The sequence below is a fragment of the Massilimicrobiota sp. An134 genome (genome assembly GCF_002160815.1).
In the GTDB taxonomy this organism is placed as follows: domain Bacteria; phylum Bacillota_I; class Bacilli_A; order Erysipelotrichales; family Coprobacillaceae; genus Allocoprobacillus; species Allocoprobacillus merdigallinarum.
The window spans coordinates 16,171-34,738 of the sequence record NZ_NFLH01000010.1; the positions used below are offsets into that span (position 1 = coordinate 16,171).

Sequence of the window (18,568 nt, forward strand, 5' to 3'; positions counted from 1 at the left end):
ATATTCAATTCACATGTAAAGCACCATTAATACACATGATTAGCTCCACTTTTGTTATCATAATATTGAGAGTGACAGACTCAAAGTTTCTGTCAAACCTATTCTTGAATTAGGTGCAGCAGGTATTTCAATACGTAAAATTGAGGCTTAACGCATGCATCAAGCTCATTGGTAAGCTATTTATAAACCCACTAATATTTATTCTTAATTATTAAGGCATAGCTGATTAAATATTATGATTTAAGTTGCTCATCAATTCTGATAAAACTGATTAATAGGTTGACCAGCCAAATAATATACTCCTTTTGATGTCATATTTAATTGTAGATAGGTATCAAAAATATCAATACAAAGTCAATTCTACAAGATTTATTCATATTCTAAGAAAGTTTTTTGAATGGTGCTATTCATTTGCATAGGTGGTGCTACAATTATCTACTGCTGGTGCTGATGTTGTGAATTAAGTGGTTGAAGAACGTGAAATAATCATTAAATTTTGGATTTTTTAAAAAATAAGCAATATAAATCAACTTTTTTCTCTAAAAAATATAAAATATTTTCGACAAGTGTGTCTGATGGTCTATGATATTTTTATTTATTAAAAAAGTTTGAAACCACTTTAGTTCATTGTTCAAAACTTTAATCTTCAAAATATTTTATATACCACTATTTCATTCCATATCCTCTAACAACTTCATTAATTAAACTATATTTCTTTTCTCTACATTCATCATTACTGTTACCTTCTATTGTATAGACATATTGATTATCAGATGATTCTACAATTCCTACATGATCAGGATCATTGTCATTGTTCCAATCGAAAAATATCAAATCTCCACTCTTGGGCTTATAATTCTTGTCAGCCCATTTTTTATTATCCTCGAACCATTGTATTCCATCTTCAACCCTAGAAAATTTAGGTATACTTACATTCAAATCACCACTTTCGTTTGCACACCAGCTCACGAAAATAGCACACCATTCTACATGAGAATCAAATCCATACCATTTCCAGTATTTTTTCCCTCCAACATTACCCACCTGTGATTTTGCTACTGCAACAATATCTCCATTTGCTATGTGATAATATCTTAAAACATGTTCTACATAGTCAGGATCACCATAGACATCTACCTTCAGCTTTGCTTTCATTTCATCTGAAAACAGTTTTGCATTAGCTCTGGTATAACCTTCAAAATGTTCTAAAGCCCAATCAATATAACCATTTCCATAGTTATATCCTTGTAAAGCCAATGAAATATTTTTCATATCAGATATACTTTTTACACTTGCTGCTTTTAAGCAATCTGACAAATAATGGACACCACAGTCAATCGAATATTCAACATCTTGAATTCCATCTGGTTGTTTAGCATATTTTTCATTATATGGGCACTCTGAAGATTGCATCGGGTCTAATCCTTTGCCACCACTTTCCTGCATCATCACTGCTTGAATAAGGGGAACATATTCAGAAACTGCATATTTTTCTGCATACCTTTCTATGATTTCTGTATATTCAAGAACTTCAGCTGAAACATACATTGTTCCATTTTCTACACTCGAATCATCTGATAGTGCTGAAAAAACACCAATAAAAAGAACTATGACTATCAACAATATCAATCCTGTCCCTAAAGATATGATATTATTGACTTCTGTCACAGTTTTCTTGACTGCACCAACTGTACCTTTAAAAATTTTAGCCGAGTGATGAGATGACTTTTCTATCGTAGAAAGAGAATCTTTGGTCTTTCTTATCTTTCTTTTTTTTTTGGCTATAAAAAAAGATTTCATTTGCTGATTATAATGATTTGATACATTCTCATTTGAAATCATAGTATTGTCATTCTTTATTTTTATAACTTTTTGATTGGCAGATTTTTCCATTTTTTTATTCACAATTAAATCTTTAGAATTATTATTTGTCTTTGCTTTTTTGAATTCATTGTTTTGTTCTTCATTCTGTTTTCTATTCTTTTTCTTCATGAATAACTTCTTATTATAACGAAAGCTCTGATATGCTGTTTTCTTTTCTCTATCCACTACTTTATTGACTGCATAGTTATTATCCTGCACTTCAGCATTATTTTCGTCTTTTTTATGCCTTTTAAATTCAATACTATTTTTCTTGATGAAATGCTTAAGATTGTCATTCTTCTTATTTATTTTAATGGTATGATTCTTTTCTTTTGTCTTTATGTCTTTCATTTTTAGCTTCCTTTAAGTTAATTTTTAATTGTATCATTTCTAACACTCCCTCTCAACGATATGAAATTCAACATTCGTACATTTGTATGAAAAAGGCATTATGTTTATGATGTTACTGAGGTGATTGACAAATGGATGAATATTTAAAACAAATTTTTGATCTGTATCTAAACGATGAAATATATTCAAATCAAATTACACACGATAAACAGTACATGGCTTTACTCGAAGAAATACATAACCTGCAGGAAAAAATAATAAAAAGTTTAAAATGTAATTCAAAAGATTCAAATATGGATTTATTAGTACAGAACCTATTCAATACACATATGGAACTTTCCAATCTATACCGATACTATGATTTCGTAGAAGGATTTGCTCTTGGTACCCTCAATGGTATAAATTGCACAAAGCATGACGATAAAACTGTCTATAAAATAAATAAAATGACAAAAGACTTAATATTAAAAAACAAAAACATAGATTAAAAAAAGAGATTTCCAATTCCCTTAATCAGGAAAAAGAAACCTCTTTTTTTATTGTTATTGATGGCTAACGGATTGGTTCTTTATGAATAGTCTTTTCATCTTTTCGATGGTTTGATTGGTTTGATATAAGCTTCAGATGACTTCTGACCGATTCTCTTTTGAAATGATCAAGCTGATTTAACATCTTTGAGGTTTTCATAGCCATGCCTTTAACTAATTGATGAATAGAACGGGAAGATTTTTGCATAAAATTAAGTTTTGAAAAATCATTGCTTTCATGAACTGCTTTTTTACCCATAAACAACAAACCAATATTCTTGATATTTCTTTTGGCATTTCTCACTTCAACAGTCATGGAATCAACTGTCTGAATCATATGGTTTGTTTTGCTTAATGCTTTTATAAAAGACTTCTGCAAACTCGTTAAAGCATCTTTGATATGCAGTAAATCAATAGTCTTAACAATTCCACTTTTGCCATGCTGTTTAAAAGATTGAATGCAGCCTTTCATTGAATTCGTTACATCTCTTTTTAGGTTGTTCAATTTATTCATGCTTATATCAACAACATCCTGTGTCTTATTTAATGTTGATTCCAATCTCATCTTCATTGTTGGATTTTGCATAGCATTCAACTGTTCCTTTATATCCCCTAATTCCTTGATAACCAATTCAAATTGTTTTTCCATACTTTCAATATAATTAGTCAGGCCTTTTGTATTGTCATATTCCTTGTGTTGATCATTATCCAATAGCATTGACATATATTTCTTGACAATAGGATCATTCATAATAGGTAATTGCTTATCCATTATTTGTCACTTCCTTTCATTTCTCTATCCGATGGCTTTGTCGTCATTAATTTATATAATTCTGTATTCTTTGGAAACCTATTTACAAATGGAACAAGACTTCCTCCATATCTAATCAATCCACAGCCTGGTTCTGCATTGGTTATATAAGTTAACTGTTCATCACTGATATTCAACAATGTAGCGAGTTTTTCTCTATCCTGATATGCCTGATTCAACATCACAACAAACTCGGAATTTGATAACATTGTACTTGCCTGAACACTATCAAGCAGATACTCTACGTTTTGCGTAATGCCAATAGGGTATCCATCACGTTTTCTGAATTGTCGCCATGCTGAATTGAAGAAACTTGCACTTTCTTCATTTTCAAAGACAACATGAAATTCATCAATGATGATATGCGTTCTTTTCCCTTTTCTCCAGTTATCATTGACACGATTAATCATGGCATCTGTAATGACCAATAATCCCATTGTCTTCAGTTGCTTCCCTAATTTAAAAATATCATAGGAAACGATACGACTAGATGTGTTGACATTTGTTTCATGAGCAAATGCATCTAACGAACCATCCGTAAATAATTCAAGTTTCAGTGCAAGACTTCTTGCTTCTATTTCAGGCTGTTCTAGAAGTTTCTCTCGTAATGTTATAAGAGTTGGCACTTGCTTAGTTTGATAGTAATCCTGATAGACGAGTGTAACACATCTATCAATAATACTTCTTTCGCTAGGCTTGACTCCATCCCTATCAAGCTGTTCAAATAATGACATGACAAATTGTGACTTGTCCCCAACAGGATTTCCACTATCGCCATATCCTTCATTCATATCCATTGCATTGATATGATTAGGACTTCCTGCAGCTATTTGAATGACTTCGCCACCTAATTCTTTGACAAGCAAAGAATATTCACCTTCTGGGTCACAAATGATAATATCGTCATCTGTTGACAATGCTATAAAGATAATCTGTTCCTTTGTCAAAAATGATTTTCCACTACCCGGTACACCTAATTGAAATGCATTGGGATTCATCAGTTTTTCCTTATTGCATAGAATAAGGTTATTTGTAATGGCATTCTGTCCAAACCATATTCCACCTTCATCAATTATTTCCTGTGCTCTAAAAGGAATAAAAACAGCTAGACTTTCAGTAAGTAATGTTCTTACAATATCCAGCTTGTTGATACCGATAGGCAATACACTCATGAGCCCATCAAGTTGTCGACTAGCAAAAGCAAGTGGTGATAATTCACACATATACTTTCTTGCAGTAGCCATCAATAACTCTGAGTCATTATCAAGTTCTTCCTTTGAATCTGCAAGATGGACAATTGTCATGCAACCAAGCATCATCCTTTGATCACGAACAATCAAATCATCAAGAAATTCCTTTGCTTCCTTACGTTGATTTTCCATATCATAAGGTATCACAGCACTGAAATTATTATTGGCATTCTGACGTCTTTGCCAGTTTGTAATATTGGTTTCAATTCCCAAAAGACGATTTTCAACTTCCTTAATAGCTTCATCAGTAGGCACGGTTATAATATCCATGCTATACATAAGATTTCTATTCAATGAACAAAGTTCAGCAACAAATCCATCCTTGATATAACTTGCATAATTTGATAGATATAATACTCGACCATATTTATCTCCTAATTTGAAATACTTGTTATAAAACTCTGGCTGATAAGGACAGATTGCATCTTTGAAATCATGTCCTTTGTACATAAAATCATTAAAATCAAATTGAAAATGTTCTTCCATTCCGTTCCGATAAAAATCATGTAAGATTTTTAGTCTTTCTACTGCATCAAGTTCTTCTAAAGAAGAACCTAATTTTGAAAAATGAGATGACAATTCAACTGTTGTTCTTGAGAAAAAATTTCTTGCTTCATCAATGTTATTTTTAAAAACAGTAATCGTTATATATTTTTCTTGCTTGATGCTATCTGTCCCTGATATTTTTTCAAGAAGCATATCATTATACTCTTTACGATATTTATCAAGGTGATCCCCCTTTAAGGGAATCAATATATGATTCTTAAATTCTTGTATATTAACCTTTCGATTATTGATAGTAATCTTGGTTGTAGTAGAACTATCCAATGAATTCAACAGTTCACTGTAATTCAAAAATAAATTGATCTTTTCTTCTTTAGAGGCAATAGAGTAATTGACATCCTTAAAACAATACGTTTTAGAATACTTATTTCCAGAACAAAAAATACCATCTTTATAGATGATATCAATATCAATAACGTCCTGTGCTCGTTTTGGTACTTTTATTTTATCTTTGTTTTGTTTTCTTAATTTTTCGTAGCTTTTTATCATTTGGATTCATTGACTCCTTTCTTTGATTTTCTATATAATCTTTTAATATTTCATAATATAAATTGTATGGTTTAAAAGTAAGTTGACGATGACTCATCAAAAATGAACGCCATACATTGATTAATATTCGCTCAAAATTCATACCTTGATATGAAACAAATCCTAAAGCAGCAAATGGTATGGCCACAACAATACATAACCAACTTGTCACTTCAAGACCTAATACATCTATAAATATAAAATACACTATAACTGCAACAATACATGCCAGTATAGAAAAAAAGCATTGTCTAAGAGTTAATCCCAAGACAATGCTCTCTGTATAATTTCTTATTTCCTTGTTAATTTTGATTTCCATTTATACACCTTCCTTTAATGAAAACGAGTACACTATTATAACATTCATTTCCATAAATTAACCATTATTCATAATGGATTGTTTCAATATCATATATATCATGAAAACTTATTTTCACTCCATTTTGAAACAGAATATATTGTTCAAAATCATCTACCTTTTTTACCTTATCAGATATTTTGAAATAAATGCCACCTTTTTTCTTATTATCTTTTTTAAAATAGGTCATCATAACTCTTGGAGAACTCTTTATATGATCTTTGATTTCATTCAACTGAACATTAATTTCTAACAGCTGATATTCATCTAAATCCAGCTTTTCATCAACCATTCTCGCTGTTTCATTAATAGCTTCCTGATGTCCAGTCAGTGCAGCAAATGGAGAAAATTGAGCTGCACGATCTTGAATGGACATTCTAGGATGAACCTTTGAAATATGATGTGGTAAATTAATAATATCACTATAATCTTTATCCCTCATGCTTTATGTCCCCCAATCTGCTTATTTCTATCCTGTGTCGTTGCTCCATCTTCTAAATCCATTGCTTTTAAGACACTATTTTTACCATATTTCTTCTTAATTTTATTAATGGCTATCTGCAATTGATGTTCCTCTTCAAGTTTTTCTTTTTCTTTTTTTAGACTTTCTGCATCATATTTTGAATAAGAAAAAATATCCATCTGGTCATAAAACTCTTTGTTCTTAACGCTCTGACTATCTACAAGATGATTCGCAGAGATATTTAATCGTCTAATAAATAATTTTTTATTAACAATTCTATCATAAAGTTCTAAGACTTTTTCAGTTATCAGTTTTGTTGATGAAGTTGGAAATTTCATATTTGCTGTTCCATGCGAATGCTTTGGAATTTTTCTGCCATACATATCTATCTTCGTTTCTCCAGTATAGGAAGGATTGATATTCTTTATATCATATCCAATTGTCAAAACTACCTGATCAGTAACAAGATTTTTATCAACCAAATCCAATGTTAACATATCAACCATTTCTTTTACAATCAATCTTGCCTTATCATAAGTATATGGTTCATGTAACACTTGTCCAGAACCAATACTTTTATCTCTAGGCTTATATTTCTTGATATCCTTGATTGTACATGGTTCATATCCCCATGCATGGTCAATAAGAAGTTCTGCATTTACACCAAATAACTTATAGAGTAGTTCTTCATTGTAATAGTCTTTTTCACTACCTAATGAACATATTGCTATATCACCCATAGTATATAAATGAACATTTTCTAGTTTTTTAGCATAACCCTTACCTACTCTCCAAAAGTCAGTAATAGGAGTATGATTCCACAAAAGACGACGATATGACATTTCATCTAATTCAGCAATTCTAACACCATCTTCATCCGCTTCAACATGCTTTGCTACAATATCCATAGCTACTTTACAGAGGTATAAATTTGTACCTATTCCAGCTGTTGCAGTTATACCAGTTGATTGTAAAATATCTTTAATAATTGTTCTTGCAAGGTCATGAGCTGACATTTTGTAGTTCTTTAAATAATCGGTAACATCCAAAAAGACCTCATCAATTGAATAAACATGTATATCATCCTGAGAAACATATTTTAGGTATATATCATAAATTTTTGTACTATATTCAATATAATAAGCCATTCGTGGAGGCGCTGCTATAAATGAAACAAGCAAATTTGGATTGTTTTTTAGTTCTTCATCTCTGAATGATTTCTCTGTCAGTTTTCTTCTTGCCTTTCTCTGTCTTTGGTCATTGACTTCTTTCACTTTTTGTATAACTTCAAATAATCTAGCACGACCAGAAATACCATATGCCTTGAGTGACGGTGACACTGCCAAACATATCGTTTTTTCAGTACGACTGGCATCAGCAACTACAAGATTTGTAGTAAGTGGATTGAGTCTACGTTCAACACATTCTACAGAAGCATAAAATGACTTCAAATCAATAGCGATATATTTACGTTCTCTAGGCATTAGCATTCTCCTTTCTGAAAAATAGTTGATATACATTATTATGAACGTACTTTTTTTAAAATATAAATAATTCAAATCAATTATACAATTCTTCAACAAGATTGAAAAGAAAATTTATAACCCCATCATATCTTTCACAACACGATCGCTCATCTTAACTGTTCCCACTAAAACAAGCATATTGAAAATTGTTTCTCCAATATATGTCCATAACATACTAATAGCTGATGATGAACTATCAATGACAGGTGGAGAAGCTACAAACTGTGAAAAAATAATACATGCTAATACAATAATTGTTCCTTCCAAACAAACACCAATGTAACTTTTTAAAAAAGTCAATGCTACAGACTGTGTATTCTCTGAAGCTGATGTTGATAACGGTATTGGGCTTATTGCTGTATACATATATAATTTAAAAAATCTTCCATAGACTGTCAGTATAAGTATAAAAGACAATATTGTTATGAATATTCCTCCAAGTAATGTCACTGCCCATACTGGTATACTTTCTAGAAATCCACAATCCTCAACAGCCTTAATGATTTCCTCAGGAATTGTTGTAGTTGTTGCACTACCTGCACTCACTGTAGACATAATCTTGGATGTAATACCTTGAATGATTTCAAATACTTTTGTCATGATAGTCATTCCATACACGACAATGCCTCTTGCAATGGCAAATCTTAAAAACAATCGTAATGCATGTTCTGGACGTTTGATTTCTGTAAGATTGGTACAAGTTCTTACCATTCCAATGACAAAAAACAAGACAAGCAACGCTAAACCAATTGCCGTTAAAGTACCATGTATCTTCACAATGATTTCCCATATATGACCACCCTTAAAATTTTGAGGTGTTTGTGTCAACAAAATCCATATTTCTGCCATCTTCTCATTCCAAATATTAATTGCATTGGTGAGATTATCAATGATTCCACCCATTATGTTCACCTCACTTTATCCATATATGGAATTAACCACCAACAATGAGATTTAATATTTCTTTTGCAAAAGTAATGATAATCCCTCCTGCTAGAGTTAAAAAACCATTGGCACGTTGCGACGGATCATGACTTTTCAAACTTAAACCAACCTGAACAACACCAAATCCCAGTAAAATCATACCAATAGCTCTAATCAAGCTAAAAATAAAAGTTGATAAATTATTAACCACAGTTAATGGATCTCCATCTGCAAATACTGGAGTTGCTCCAAAGTTAAGAAATAAAACACTCAAAACATATGCTAAAAATAACATTCTTAATTTTTTAGAAAATTTTATATAATTCATATCTACTTTTCCTCCGATTCATTTTTAAATAATAAAAAAGTGTAGTGATGATTTTTTAATCTCACTACACCTGAACAATGACATATTCATTATTTGTTGCGTAATACCAAAATTTTTATATTACTCTTTTTCTGTTCTTAAAAGTTCCTTAAAATATTCTTCAATATCCTCATCTGAATAAAGTTCATAGTCCTCATCAGTGAGAAGAATATTCTGCCAATCATCAATCACATGATTTATCTTTCCATGCACATAAGGCTTAGCTTCCCCATCTTTTGTATATTTCACATTAGGATGTTTCAAGATGTCAAATTTCTTGTCAAAGATTGGTCGTTCACCACGTATAAACAACAATGAATAATCATTATCTAATAGTCGCACCTCATCAGGTGCCAGAAGTTCCCTTCCGGTCTGCTGATAATTGGTAGAATAATTCCCATTCTTTCCTCCTGATTTGCCATACGTATTTGTATCCAACGTTTCCTTACCAAGATATTCACTAAGGAACTTGTGAGTAGATTGTTCATTTCCACCAAGATAGTATAAAGTGTCACAATTACCTATGAGGCTTTCCCATGAATCTTTATACAGTGCTTTTATCTGAGCAAGATTTTGAATAATAATAGATACAAATATTTGTCTTGAACGCATGGTGCTCAGCAATTTATCAAATTCATCTGGCAATGCGACATTAGCAAATTCGTCCATTAAAAAGTGAACAGGTACAGGCAATTCTCCACCATGAACTATATCTGCCTGACAATACAGCATCTGAAACAATTGAGTATACAACATTCCAATTATAAAGTTGAATGTTGAATCATTATCTGGTATGACACAAAAAATGGCAGTCTTTCTCTCTCCTACTAGATTGAGTTCAAGTTCATCAACAGCTGTTAGCGAAGCAATACTTTCAAGATTAAAAGCTGCTAATCTTACCCCAACACTTATAAGAATTGATTTCGCTGTTTTCCCGGCTGCCTGTTTATATATCTTGTATTGTTTTAAGGCTAAACTATTGGGGGTTCTTAATTCAAGTCTTTCAAACAGTTCATCTAGAGGACTTTGATAATCTTCATCGTCCTCTCGTACATCGGCTGCAACAATCATTTCCATGACCATTGTAAAATTCTGTTCTTCCTTAGGTGCTTCATGCAATAAATAAAGACATAATGCTTCTAATAAGGCAGTTTCGGACTTTTCCCAAAATGGATCATTCGTTTGACTTCCTTTTGGGGTTGTATTTCTAATCAAATTAGTAATCAGTTTTAAGATATCTTTATCATCCTTGATATACTCGAAAGGATTGTAACAATGTGACTTTGACATATTGATCAAGTCAACAACTTTAATGACATACCCTTCCTTTTCTAGAAGATAACCAGTATCTCTTAAAAGCTCTCCTTTTGGATCAAGGCAAACAAAACTTGTATTACATTGCATTAGATTTGGCTTTCCATAAAACCTCGTCTTTCCAGCCCCACTTCCACCAATGACAATTGTATTCAGATTACGTCTGTGTTTTTTCCCATCAAGTCCAATACGAACATTTTGACTTAGAATTTTATTCTGTGAAAAATTTTTATTGGCATATTTTTTATTGACACTTCTATTGTTTGCCCATCTTGCTGAACCATATTCTTCTTGACGGCGATAGTTTCTCTTATTAGAAAGATAAATCCCCGTTCCACATACATAAACAATAATAAATAAACTTATTGTTCGTAAACTACCCTTACTCCATACAATAGAAAAAGGACTATTCATTGCTTCACTGATATACGGTAAAGCATTCAATAGTCCATCATCAATATAAGGAGCAATTTTAAGGCTAAACCATATTACAGGTATAAAACCTATAACAAAAAGTACAAGGTCATCACGATTATCTTGTTTCATGACTGTTTCTTATTCCTTTCATTATATTTGCTTTCGCTGATTTAGCAATGATTGTTTCAATGAAATCATAGTTCTTATTCTCTCTAATCTGTTCATCTCGTAATTTTTTTAGAGCGTAAATAATAATTCTTCTTTCACAGTCGGTTACATATATACAGACTGTTTTTTCTTTTGATGAAAATAAACTCATTATCTGCTCACATCATTTCTTTGTTGAATTTTTTCTTGTTGAGATTTATAGATACCTCTATCAATACGTTCACTAACATCTTCACATAAACTCTTAATATTTCCCAATTCTTTTTTTATGTCTTTTAACTCCATACCATAAAAGTATTGAGTCACTTGATCAGCAAATTTAATATCATGATGAGGTATACCATATTTTTGACAAAGAATATAAGCCGAACTTTCAATAAAAAATTGATTGTTTTCACGATTATAATCAGAATACTGTTTATCGAATTCCACATGACAGTATTCTCTTGCAAGTCCCTGAATCAACTGTGTAGGACTCAAGTTATTAGCATAATAGATACATTTGGCATCAGGTGAATAAAATACAGGTTCACCACCATCAAAGGTATCCAATTGTTGTAAAGCCACTGGTGAAAGATATGTCAAACCATTAATCATGTTTGCAACATTCATTTGTGGTGCATTATATAATATTTTCTTTGTATTAATCTGTGAAACATCAAAAAGGTACTTCGCATTAAAGTTTGCTCCATATGAACCATCTTCTCTTTGGTATTCACCGGTAGGTTCTAGAATCTGTATACCCTTTGCTCCCTTTTTTATATAAAATCCACTATCACGCCAATGTTTGCCATCCTTCAGCATCTTTGCATCAGGATTCTGTGCCATAATCAAAAGAGTATTCGTAATCGTATAATCCAATCTTGCCATGAGATTTAAAAACTGCAGATATTTCTGTGGAGAAGAAACAACTTCACCAGACTGAACTTCTGCTAGTCTATACAGATGATTTCGTTTATATTTCATCTGTTTTGCATATTCCTCTTTAGATAATCTTGGCTGTTTTCTTTCATTTGATCTTTGAGCATTTTTATTTAGCATTGCATAAATATTTTCCATGAAATGTTACCTCACTTTCTTCTTGATTTTTTTCCTTTTGATATTCTTATGCTGACTCTGTTGTTTGACAGTCGTCTTCTTTTCTTGCTGTTTCTTGATTTCATTGAGTTCTTTTCTCACCGATGGACGCTTATCAATAATATTTGGTTCTTTTCCTGCTTTGACTGAGGTAGGCTCGAACGGACTGGCGTCCTTTGTCGTTCGAGCAGTAGTCGGGTTTTCAGAAAAGCTCTTTTCTTCTTTCTTCATTGAATTCATTAATGATTGCACAAGTTTATCATGCTCTTCATCACTCATTGTAGGAACATCCTTAAATGCCTGATTTTGTTTTGAAGTAGCATAATCATTAATTGTCTTTGCATCGACAGTTGCCAGTTCAAATTTATCAACTATTCGACTGATTTTCGATGCATCCTCTGCTCTTACCATAATGTCACATATCCCATCAATGTTGTTTTTTTCTTTCAGCACACAATACATAACACCATAGCGTTTTGCTTCCTGACAGAAAACCTTCAAATCATTATGATGAATAGCAAAGACTTTCAATTCCTTTCCAGACTTCAACATGGAATTAAGTCTTGCTTTTCCCTTAACTTTTTTCTTGTCCGTCAAAATAGCATAAAGCATTGCTGCTAAAGATTTAGATGCCATACCACCAGCTTTGAGTGCAACATTGGCAGCAACTTCAATGCCTTGCAAGGTCATTCTTGTCATCTGATCAGCTGTTTCCCCACCTGTAGTCATTTTTTCACGCTCCTTTTGTTGAAATTCAAATATTTAGAAATACAAAAACGATGAATTGAATCATCGCTTAAGATTAAAAATTGATAAAACTGTATAGAAAAAGGTATGGCTCCGCATCAATCTGCACATCCCGCCACAAGAGGCAAGAAAACCATACCTATAAGAGTATACTCTCTTTCTAAACACAATATACCATTAATTCTTCATTATGTCAACTAATGACATAATACTATTCAATTGAACGATAATTCGTTAGAAGATAATATAATGTACTGTCTTTTTCATAAATATGATGACGTATAATACTACATATATTGTCTATAAATTGTAAACCATATTCTAAACGAGAATCCTGTTGGACAATAGATAAAACATTATTATTTTGTTTTATTGACTCGATTATTTTTAGTTCAAAATCAGTTTTATTAAATGTATCAAAAATGATATCAATTTCACAATCAATTTGTGAAACAATTTTATTCAATAACGAAATATAGACATTTTACTTTTCTTGCTGATAAAACGATTTACTTTTTTTCTTATAAATAGCATAATAAATGGAATAATTCATTGTGCTTATATGTTCAAGCATACACACTTTAATCCTTTGATATTTTTTATCTAGTATTACTGATTTAAACTCTGTAAAGATTTTTTCTTTATCTTTTGGAGAAATGGGAAAGTTCTTTACCTTCTTCGTGAATTTTTTAAATGTTGCATCTGTTTTTAATTTAGAATCTGTTAATAAACCTGCAACTATAAAGTAATCCTCACATTCTGTTTCATCAACAAATAATATCATTATATGATTTCCTCTTTCTCGTTAATAGTCTTTTTACATTCTATCATTTATCGTTCTGTATTTCTATATAATCTGTTGAATTGTGTATCATTTTGTCTTTCATTCATTGCTTTGATAATTTCTTTCATCTTCAATGAACGATTTTTTATTCCCTCATAAAGCCTCACCTCCTTTCGTAATTCCTTGATTTCTTCAGAAAGACTATACACATCTCTTTGAAGTTTCTCTTTTGTATCAGGATTTTTACAACGTCTAATTTTGTTATAAATACATCTGCGTTCCTTAATAAGTGATTCCAGTCTATTCTTGACAGTTGATTCTTCTTTTTTTAAATCATCAACTGTTTCAATTCTTTTTTTACACAATAGAGTCGCTTCCTTTGTTATTTGATCCATGTATCTTAATTCCTCTCTCAATAAAAAATGCACCCTTCTTTTATGAGGTGCGTTCTTAGGCAATATTCCCATTTCAAACATATAACGAACATACAGTGCACGAAATCCTGTTATCTTTTTTGATTTTTTAATATTTCCCTGATAGTGATATATTCTTGGTTTAACTTCTTGGATTGTTCCTTTTAGCCCTATACCATTATTCAAAATACGAAGTTTAATATTTTCCTCACTATATGATTCATCTTTGGTGAGATTATGAAGTCTGAAAAATTTTTCAGCACCCGGTGGTCTGATAGCTATATACTTGACATTTGTTTTAACTTCATATCCCATGAATTTTAAATATCTAATAAATTGTGTGAAGGTCATTGAATTGTTGATGGCTCTATCAACATCATCTATCATAAGTGTTCGTCTAGTAGGCATTTTTTGTTTTTCAGCCAACCACTCACTATAATGCTTTCCTTTCTTTGGATTATCAATAATACTCAAACGATATTTTCTACAGATTTCATCAGACAAACGTCTTAATCTATCATAATCCTTATGCTTGTTTAAAAATCTTTTATGTGTTGCCCAAGATACAGAGTTTACTACAAAATGATTATGATAATGTTCCTTATCTAAATGCGTTGTCACCAATACTTCAAATTCATCGCCCCACATCTTTTGAGCAAGTTCTACACCAATGGCATGTGCCATTTCTGCACTCACCTCTCCATGTGCAAATGATTGATAACCATGAAAGGCAAGAACACTATCTTCCTTATGTGCCGCCTTCTTTGTTTGAATCATCTGATCATACACATTGTAAGGACTGCAGTTGACACCACTAACATAGAATTGCTTTTCAGTTTTGAAATCATTTTCTACATATTCGATAACATTTTCAAGTCCCTGAAATTCATAATCATTGAAATCCTTGTTTTCTGTTTTCATTGGATTAACAACATAATCAAGGACATCCTTCAAGCTATACTTGACAGCCCACATAGAAGTTGTTGCCACTATATATCCACCTCATCTTTTCTGTATTCACCATTGACATATAAAACATATTGAATCTGTTTTTGAAGCTCCTCAAAATTCTTTTTATATTTCATGACATCAATGGAGCCAGTCTTATAGGCAATCACTGCAATTTGGTTGATGTTATTTCCTATCTTTCTTAATTGATAAATGGTTTCTTTTAAATCCGGATAGGGCTTTTCAGCTGGTACAATCTTTTGAATAATCAAACGAAGATATGCTTCTCTTGAAAGTCCTGTTTTAGCGACTGCCACATTCAAATGATTTAATTCATCATCACTTAATCTGATTTCTATTCTATTTTTTCTTTTCACTTTCATAATATCTACCACCCTGTATAATGCACATAATAATAACTCCACATAATGCTCCTAGTTCAAACACTCCCAACAATTTCAACCATTCCATCACTCTTCACTCCTTTCTTGGGGTATTAGGGGGATTTCCCCTAACAAGCTGACTTTTGCCATCAAAAGTCCTTGCTTGCTACAATTTACGACATAGAAATAGGTATCTTTTATTATGAGTCCTAATTTACCTAACGAAAGTAAGCTATCTAGCATAATCATCACGTTTTCTTACTTTTTCAATAACTTTAAATTCTGTCGTTATATAATTTTTCTCATTTAAAACAAGTTCTTCATTTCGATATTTTTCTTTTAATTTGATAAGTGCTTCCTGTTCATTTTCTGCTTCAATGATTTCCTGATACTGTAATATTTCTGTAATTTCAACTTTATATTTAGCCATTATGTTTCATCTCCATTCCTTATATTTTCAAAAAAAGAATCAGTATTCTTTTCAAGTTTTTCATACTGATTTTTCAAATTATTTAAATCTTTTAATCTTAAATTCATGATGTTAATTTCTTTATCTAACTGATTTCTTTTTTCAATTTTTAATTGCTTTTGTTGTTCTAGTTTTTGTATTTCTTTTATGATTTTTTTAATCAAATCAACCATCTCCTCTCTAAATTTACACAAAAGAAAAAGCAACTTCTTTTTTAGAAATTGCTTCTACCTTTATACTCTAATCTTAAATAATCAGTTATTTTTCTACCAATTATAATAATTGTAGGCATATGTTCTTATTTTTTACATTGACTGTTACTTTACTAAAAACCAGTTCAACATTTTTTAAAAGATTTAATTCATCAACATAGGTATACACTTGATTTTGACAGCTTTGATAAATAAGTGTATTAATTTTCTTAACCTTTTTAACATCACTACAAGATTTAATATACCAATCATTACTTAATAAAGGAGATGTTTTAAAAACTAAACAAATTTCCGTTGACAATGGAAAAATAATCATATTACAGTCCCCTTTTTTAAAAATAGAATATTTATAATGACTATCATCTACTTTTTTTAAAGTGCATATAGGAGAATCGCTTGTAATAAATGTTTCTTCCGTTTTATTTATCAAAACATCACAAGTCATTTCCCCTATGCACATCATCTTTGCATTATAGTTATCTAATTCTCCAATTTGTCTTATATGATGTACTTTAGCATCATCATTATCATGAATACCAATATCAATTTTTTTATTATTAAAATTTTTTATGCCATTATTTCCACAAATTTCATTAACTGCATTGTAAATTTTGATATACATATTTTTATACAATGGAGATCTCATATATTGAATTAAAATATATAAAATGATATATTTTCGAGTTTCAAAAAATTGTGAAAATGGAATAACTGTATTTATATTTTTTTCATTTAAAATATACTCTTTAAATTTTGAAAAAATATTACCCATAACAGATTCTAATTCTGAAAAAAATTTTTCCATATTGTTTGTATGAACATAATCCTCAAACTTTTTATTTTTAAAATCGATACCTTTAATCACTTCCTCTAACAATGGAGAAGTTGGTTTATCTAAAGAAATATCAAAATAATCATTTTCACAAGCTACATTTCTAATCAACTGATTTTTTAAAATTTTATTTTCTTTTTTTAAATATACATTTATTTTGTCTTCATTTATGCAAAAATATTTTAAATAAAACTGTGGAACATAATGTTGTTTCTTAGTGTAATTCATTCGGAGTCACCTCTATTAAATTATCTCACTATACCTTTACGAAAACAATATTTACCTTAACATTGTTTTTTTCATCATTGAATTATTCAACAATATCTCATTTATATCTTTAAACTTCTTTGGACTTCTGTCAAAAATTTCATATCTTCCACTTAAATGATGTTTAATCTTTTCACTTGTTTCATAACCTGCTCTATCATTATCAAGATGTAAAATGATTTCTTTTATTTGTTTATTATTCATTAAAAAATATTCTAATGCTATTGGCAATTCTGAATTTTCAATATTCTTTCCAAAATTTGATGCACCACCCAATGACAAATAGTTTTCATGATTCCAAGATCTGCCCTTTTGTTTTTCTAAAGTCTGAAATGACATTAAGTCAATTGGACTTTCAAACACATGAAGGACATCATTTGTTGCATTAACAAGTCTAAAACTATAGTGTTTATCACTTCCATACACATCTTTTTTCCAGTTATCATTGGTTGCTCTTTTAGATGCAAATCTTTCTTTACCTTTTTCATCATACCCTATAAAGAGTACTGAATGATCTTTTTGACATTCGTAGATATAGCCTCTTAGATAATAGAAATCGACAATATCTTTATCAATACATCTTTCATTGACTAAATAATTAAACATATTTTTTGATTGAGAACATACTTTTGGCAATTTAAAGTCACAAGATTGTTGCTTCATATGATATGCTTTTTGATAAACAGGTGGCTTTTCTGTGATGCATCTATATATCAAAAATGCAGCATCTAAAAAGGACATGTCACAAACTTTTATCAGATAATCCAATGCACTTTTTCCACCTATTCCTTTGGACCACCACATCCACATGCCATTAGTCATATGCAGACTATCATGTGTTCTTGTGACATAATCATTATGTGATTTTCTAACAAGCTCATTAGGTTCATAATTTGATAAATAAGTTAATAGATCAATTTTTTTCACCATTGCTAGTTCTTCAGGCTTTAAATATTTTTTCATTTTCTTCCTCCCAATTATAAAAAGCCGATAAAATATATTATC

21 protein-coding genes are annotated in these 18,568 nt (G+C 30.8%); 1 reads left to right on the top strand and 20 read right to left on the bottom strand.

Annotation, left to right across the window (positions count from 1 at the left end):
• Positions 1–666: 666 nt before the first annotated feature.
• Positions 667–2,214, bottom strand: a complete 1,548-nt coding sequence (locus B5E79_RS05870) for a lysozyme family protein (RefSeq protein ID WP_087297308.1) — start codon at positions 2,212–2,214, stop codon at positions 667–669.
• 131 nt (positions 2,215–2,345) lie between these two features.
• Here B5E79_RS05870 and B5E79_RS05875 point away from each other — a divergent pair, with 131 nt between their 5' ends.
• Complete coding sequence (locus tag B5E79_RS05875) at positions 2,346–2,702, top strand: DUF6809 family protein (RefSeq protein ID WP_087297309.1); 357 nt, start codon at positions 2,346–2,348, stop codon at positions 2,700–2,702.
• 64 nt (positions 2,703–2,766) lie between these two features.
• Here the strand turns inward: B5E79_RS05875 and B5E79_RS05880 are convergent, their stop codons facing one another.
• The 19 genes from B5E79_RS05880 to B5E79_RS05970 form a co-directional block, all read right to left on the bottom strand.
• Positions 2,767–3,513, bottom strand: a complete 747-nt coding sequence (locus B5E79_RS05880; protein WP_087297310.1) for a DUF6674 family protein — start codon at positions 3,511–3,513, stop codon at positions 2,767–2,769.
• A complete protein-coding gene (locus B5E79_RS05885; protein ID WP_087297311.1) occupies positions 3,513–5,855 on the bottom strand; it encodes a VirB4-like conjugal transfer ATPase, CD1110 family in 2,343 nt (780 codons plus the stop codon). Before B5E79_RS05885 ends, B5E79_RS05880 begins: the two co-directional genes overlap by 1 nt.
• Positions 5,812–6,213 (bottom strand): PrgI family protein, encoded by a 402-nt coding sequence (locus B5E79_RS05890; protein WP_087297312.1) that lies wholly within the window; start codon positions 6,211–6,213, stop codon positions 5,812–5,814. The genes B5E79_RS05885 and B5E79_RS05890 overlap by 44 nt, the downstream gene beginning before the upstream one ends.
• A gap of 64 nt (positions 6,214–6,277) precedes the next feature.
• Positions 6,278–6,694 (bottom strand): hypothetical protein, encoded by a 417-nt coding sequence (locus B5E79_RS05895; protein WP_087297313.1) that lies wholly within the window; start codon positions 6,692–6,694, stop codon positions 6,278–6,280.
• On the bottom strand, positions 6,691–8,199 hold the full coding sequence (locus tag B5E79_RS05900; RefSeq protein WP_087297314.1) for a Y-family DNA polymerase: 1,509 nt from the start codon (positions 8,197–8,199) through the stop codon (positions 6,691–6,693). The genes B5E79_RS05895 and B5E79_RS05900 overlap by 4 nt, the downstream gene beginning before the upstream one ends.
• A gap of 114 nt (positions 8,200–8,313) precedes the next feature.
• Positions 8,314–9,144 carry a VirB6/TrbL-like conjugal transfer protein, CD1112 family gene (locus tag B5E79_RS05905; RefSeq protein ID WP_087297315.1) on the bottom strand — a complete coding sequence of 277 codons (831 nt, stop codon included), beginning with the start codon at positions 9,142–9,144 and terminating at the stop codon, positions 8,314–8,316.
• Positions 9,145–9,175: 31 nt separating this feature from the next.
• Complete coding sequence (locus B5E79_RS05910; RefSeq protein WP_343286454.1) at positions 9,176–9,460, bottom strand: glutamyl-tRNA amidotransferase; 285 nt, start codon at positions 9,458–9,460, stop codon at positions 9,176–9,178.
• Between the two features lie 153 nt (positions 9,461–9,613).
• Positions 9,614–11,392 carry a VirD4-like conjugal transfer protein, CD1115 family gene (locus B5E79_RS05915; protein ID WP_087297317.1) on the bottom strand — a complete coding sequence of 593 codons (1,779 nt, stop codon included), beginning with the start codon at positions 11,390–11,392 and terminating at the stop codon, positions 9,614–9,616.
• On the bottom strand, positions 11,379–11,582 hold the full coding sequence (locus B5E79_RS05920; protein WP_087297318.1) for a hypothetical protein: 204 nt from the start codon (positions 11,580–11,582) through the stop codon (positions 11,379–11,381). Before B5E79_RS05920 ends, B5E79_RS05915 begins: the two co-directional genes overlap by 14 nt.
• On the bottom strand, positions 11,582–12,490 hold the full coding sequence (locus B5E79_RS05925; RefSeq protein WP_087297319.1) for a hypothetical protein: 909 nt from the start codon (positions 12,488–12,490) through the stop codon (positions 11,582–11,584). Before B5E79_RS05925 ends, B5E79_RS05920 begins: the two co-directional genes overlap by 1 nt.
• A gap of 6 nt (positions 12,491–12,496) precedes the next feature.
• On the bottom strand, positions 12,497–13,237 hold the full coding sequence (locus B5E79_RS05930) for a PcfB family protein (RefSeq protein WP_087297320.1): 741 nt from the start codon (positions 13,235–13,237) through the stop codon (positions 12,497–12,499).
• Positions 13,238–13,466: 229 nt separating this feature from the next.
• Complete coding sequence (locus tag B5E79_RS05935) at positions 13,467–13,721, bottom strand: DUF3800 domain-containing protein (protein WP_087297321.1); 255 nt, start codon at positions 13,719–13,721, stop codon at positions 13,467–13,469.
• 18 nt (positions 13,722–13,739) lie between these two features.
• Positions 13,740–14,039 (bottom strand): hypothetical protein, encoded by a 300-nt coding sequence (locus B5E79_RS05940; protein WP_087297322.1) that lies wholly within the window; start codon positions 14,037–14,039, stop codon positions 13,740–13,742.
• A 47-nt stretch (positions 14,040–14,086) separates the two neighbouring features.
• Positions 14,087–15,442 (bottom strand): relaxase/mobilization nuclease domain-containing protein, encoded by a 1,356-nt coding sequence (locus B5E79_RS05945; RefSeq protein ID WP_087297323.1) that lies wholly within the window; start codon positions 15,440–15,442, stop codon positions 14,087–14,089.
• The gene (locus B5E79_RS05950) at positions 15,442–15,783 is read right to left on the bottom strand and encodes a plasmid mobilization protein (RefSeq protein WP_087297324.1); all 342 of its coding nucleotides are present in this window, start codon (positions 15,781–15,783) and stop codon (positions 15,442–15,444) included. Before B5E79_RS05950 ends, B5E79_RS05945 begins: the two co-directional genes overlap by 1 nt.
• 232 nt (positions 15,784–16,015) lie before the next feature.
• Positions 16,016–16,213, bottom strand: coding sequence for a DpnD/PcfM family protein (locus B5E79_RS05955; RefSeq protein ID WP_087297325.1), 198 nt, complete (start codon positions 16,211–16,213; stop codon positions 16,016–16,018).
• The gene (locus B5E79_RS05960) at positions 16,213–16,425 is read right to left on the bottom strand and encodes a hypothetical protein (protein ID WP_087297326.1); all 213 of its coding nucleotides are present in this window, start codon (positions 16,423–16,425) and stop codon (positions 16,213–16,215) included. The genes B5E79_RS05955 and B5E79_RS05960 overlap by 1 nt, the downstream gene beginning before the upstream one ends.
• A gap of 100 nt (positions 16,426–16,525) precedes the next feature.
• On the bottom strand, positions 16,526–17,524 hold the full coding sequence (locus B5E79_RS05965; protein WP_087297327.1) for a DUF4238 domain-containing protein: 999 nt from the start codon (positions 17,522–17,524) through the stop codon (positions 16,526–16,528).
• Positions 17,525–17,575: 51 nt separating this feature from the next.
• The gene (locus tag B5E79_RS05970) at positions 17,576–18,526 is read right to left on the bottom strand and encodes a DUF3991 and TOPRIM domain-containing protein (protein WP_087297328.1); all 951 of its coding nucleotides are present in this window, start codon (positions 18,524–18,526) and stop codon (positions 17,576–17,578) included.
• Between the last annotated feature and the right edge of the window lie 42 nt (positions 18,527–18,568).

Bases quoted from the DNA above. Each gene is read 5' to 3' on its own strand.
- B5E79_RS05900 (WP_087297314.1), bottom strand. From the start codon at position 8,199: ATGCCTAGAGAACGTAAATATATCGCTATTGATTTGAAGTCATTTTAT.
- B5E79_RS05910 (WP_343286454.1), bottom strand. From the start codon at position 9,460: ATGTTATTTTTAGCATATGTTTTGAGTGTTTTATTTCTTAACTTTGGA.
- B5E79_RS05905 (WP_087297315.1), bottom strand. From the start codon at position 9,144: ATGGGTGGAATCATTGATAATCTCACCAATGCAATTAATATTTGGAAT.
- B5E79_RS05955 (WP_087297325.1), bottom strand. From the start codon at position 16,213: ATGGCTAAATATAAAGTTGAAATTACAGAAATATTACAGTATCAGGAA.
- B5E79_RS05965 (WP_087297327.1), bottom strand. From the start codon at position 17,524: ATGAATTACACTAAGAAACAACATTATGTTCCACAGTTTTATTTAAAA.
- B5E79_RS05890 (WP_087297312.1), bottom strand. From the start codon at position 6,213: ATGGAAATCAAAATTAACAAGGAAATAAGAAATTATACAGAGAGCATT.
- B5E79_RS05925 (WP_087297319.1), bottom strand. From the start codon at position 12,490: ATGGAAAATATTTATGCAATGCTAAATAAAAATGCTCAAAGATCAAAT.
- B5E79_RS05885 (WP_087297311.1), bottom strand. From the start codon at position 5,855: ATGATAAAAAGCTACGAAAAATTAAGAAAACAAAACAAAGATAAAATA.
- B5E79_RS05970 (WP_087297328.1), bottom strand. From the start codon at position 18,526: ATGAAAAAATATTTAAAGCCTGAAGAACTAGCAATGGTGAAAAAAATT.
- B5E79_RS05960 (WP_087297326.1), bottom strand. From the start codon at position 16,425: ATGGTTGATTTGATTAAAAAAATCATAAAAGAAATACAAAAACTAGAA.
- B5E79_RS05895 (WP_087297313.1), bottom strand. From the start codon at position 6,694: ATGAGGGATAAAGATTATAGTGATATTATTAATTTACCACATCATATT.
- B5E79_RS05950 (WP_087297324.1), bottom strand. From the start codon at position 15,783: ATGAAAGTGAAAAGAAAAAATAGAATAGAAATCAGATTAAGTGATGAT.
- B5E79_RS05920 (WP_087297318.1), bottom strand. From the start codon at position 11,582: ATGAGTTTATTTTCATCAAAAGAAAAAACAGTCTGTATATATGTAACC.
- B5E79_RS05875 (WP_087297309.1), top strand. From the start codon at position 2,346: ATGGATGAATATTTAAAACAAATTTTTGATCTGTATCTAAACGATGAA.
- B5E79_RS05880 (WP_087297310.1), bottom strand. From the start codon at position 3,513: ATGGATAAGCAATTACCTATTATGAATGATCCTATTGTCAAGAAATAT.
- B5E79_RS05870 (WP_087297308.1), bottom strand. From the start codon at position 2,214: ATGAAAGACATAAAGACAAAAGAAAAGAATCATACCATTAAAATAAAT.
- B5E79_RS05930 (WP_087297320.1), bottom strand. From the start codon at position 13,237: ATGACTACAGGTGGGGAAACAGCTGATCAGATGACAAGAATGACCTTG.
- B5E79_RS05915 (WP_087297317.1), bottom strand. From the start codon at position 11,392: ATGAAACAAGATAATCGTGATGACCTTGTACTTTTTGTTATAGGTTTT.
- B5E79_RS05940 (WP_087297322.1), bottom strand. From the start codon at position 14,039: ATGATATTATTTGTTGATGAAACAGAATGTGAGGATTACTTTATAGTT.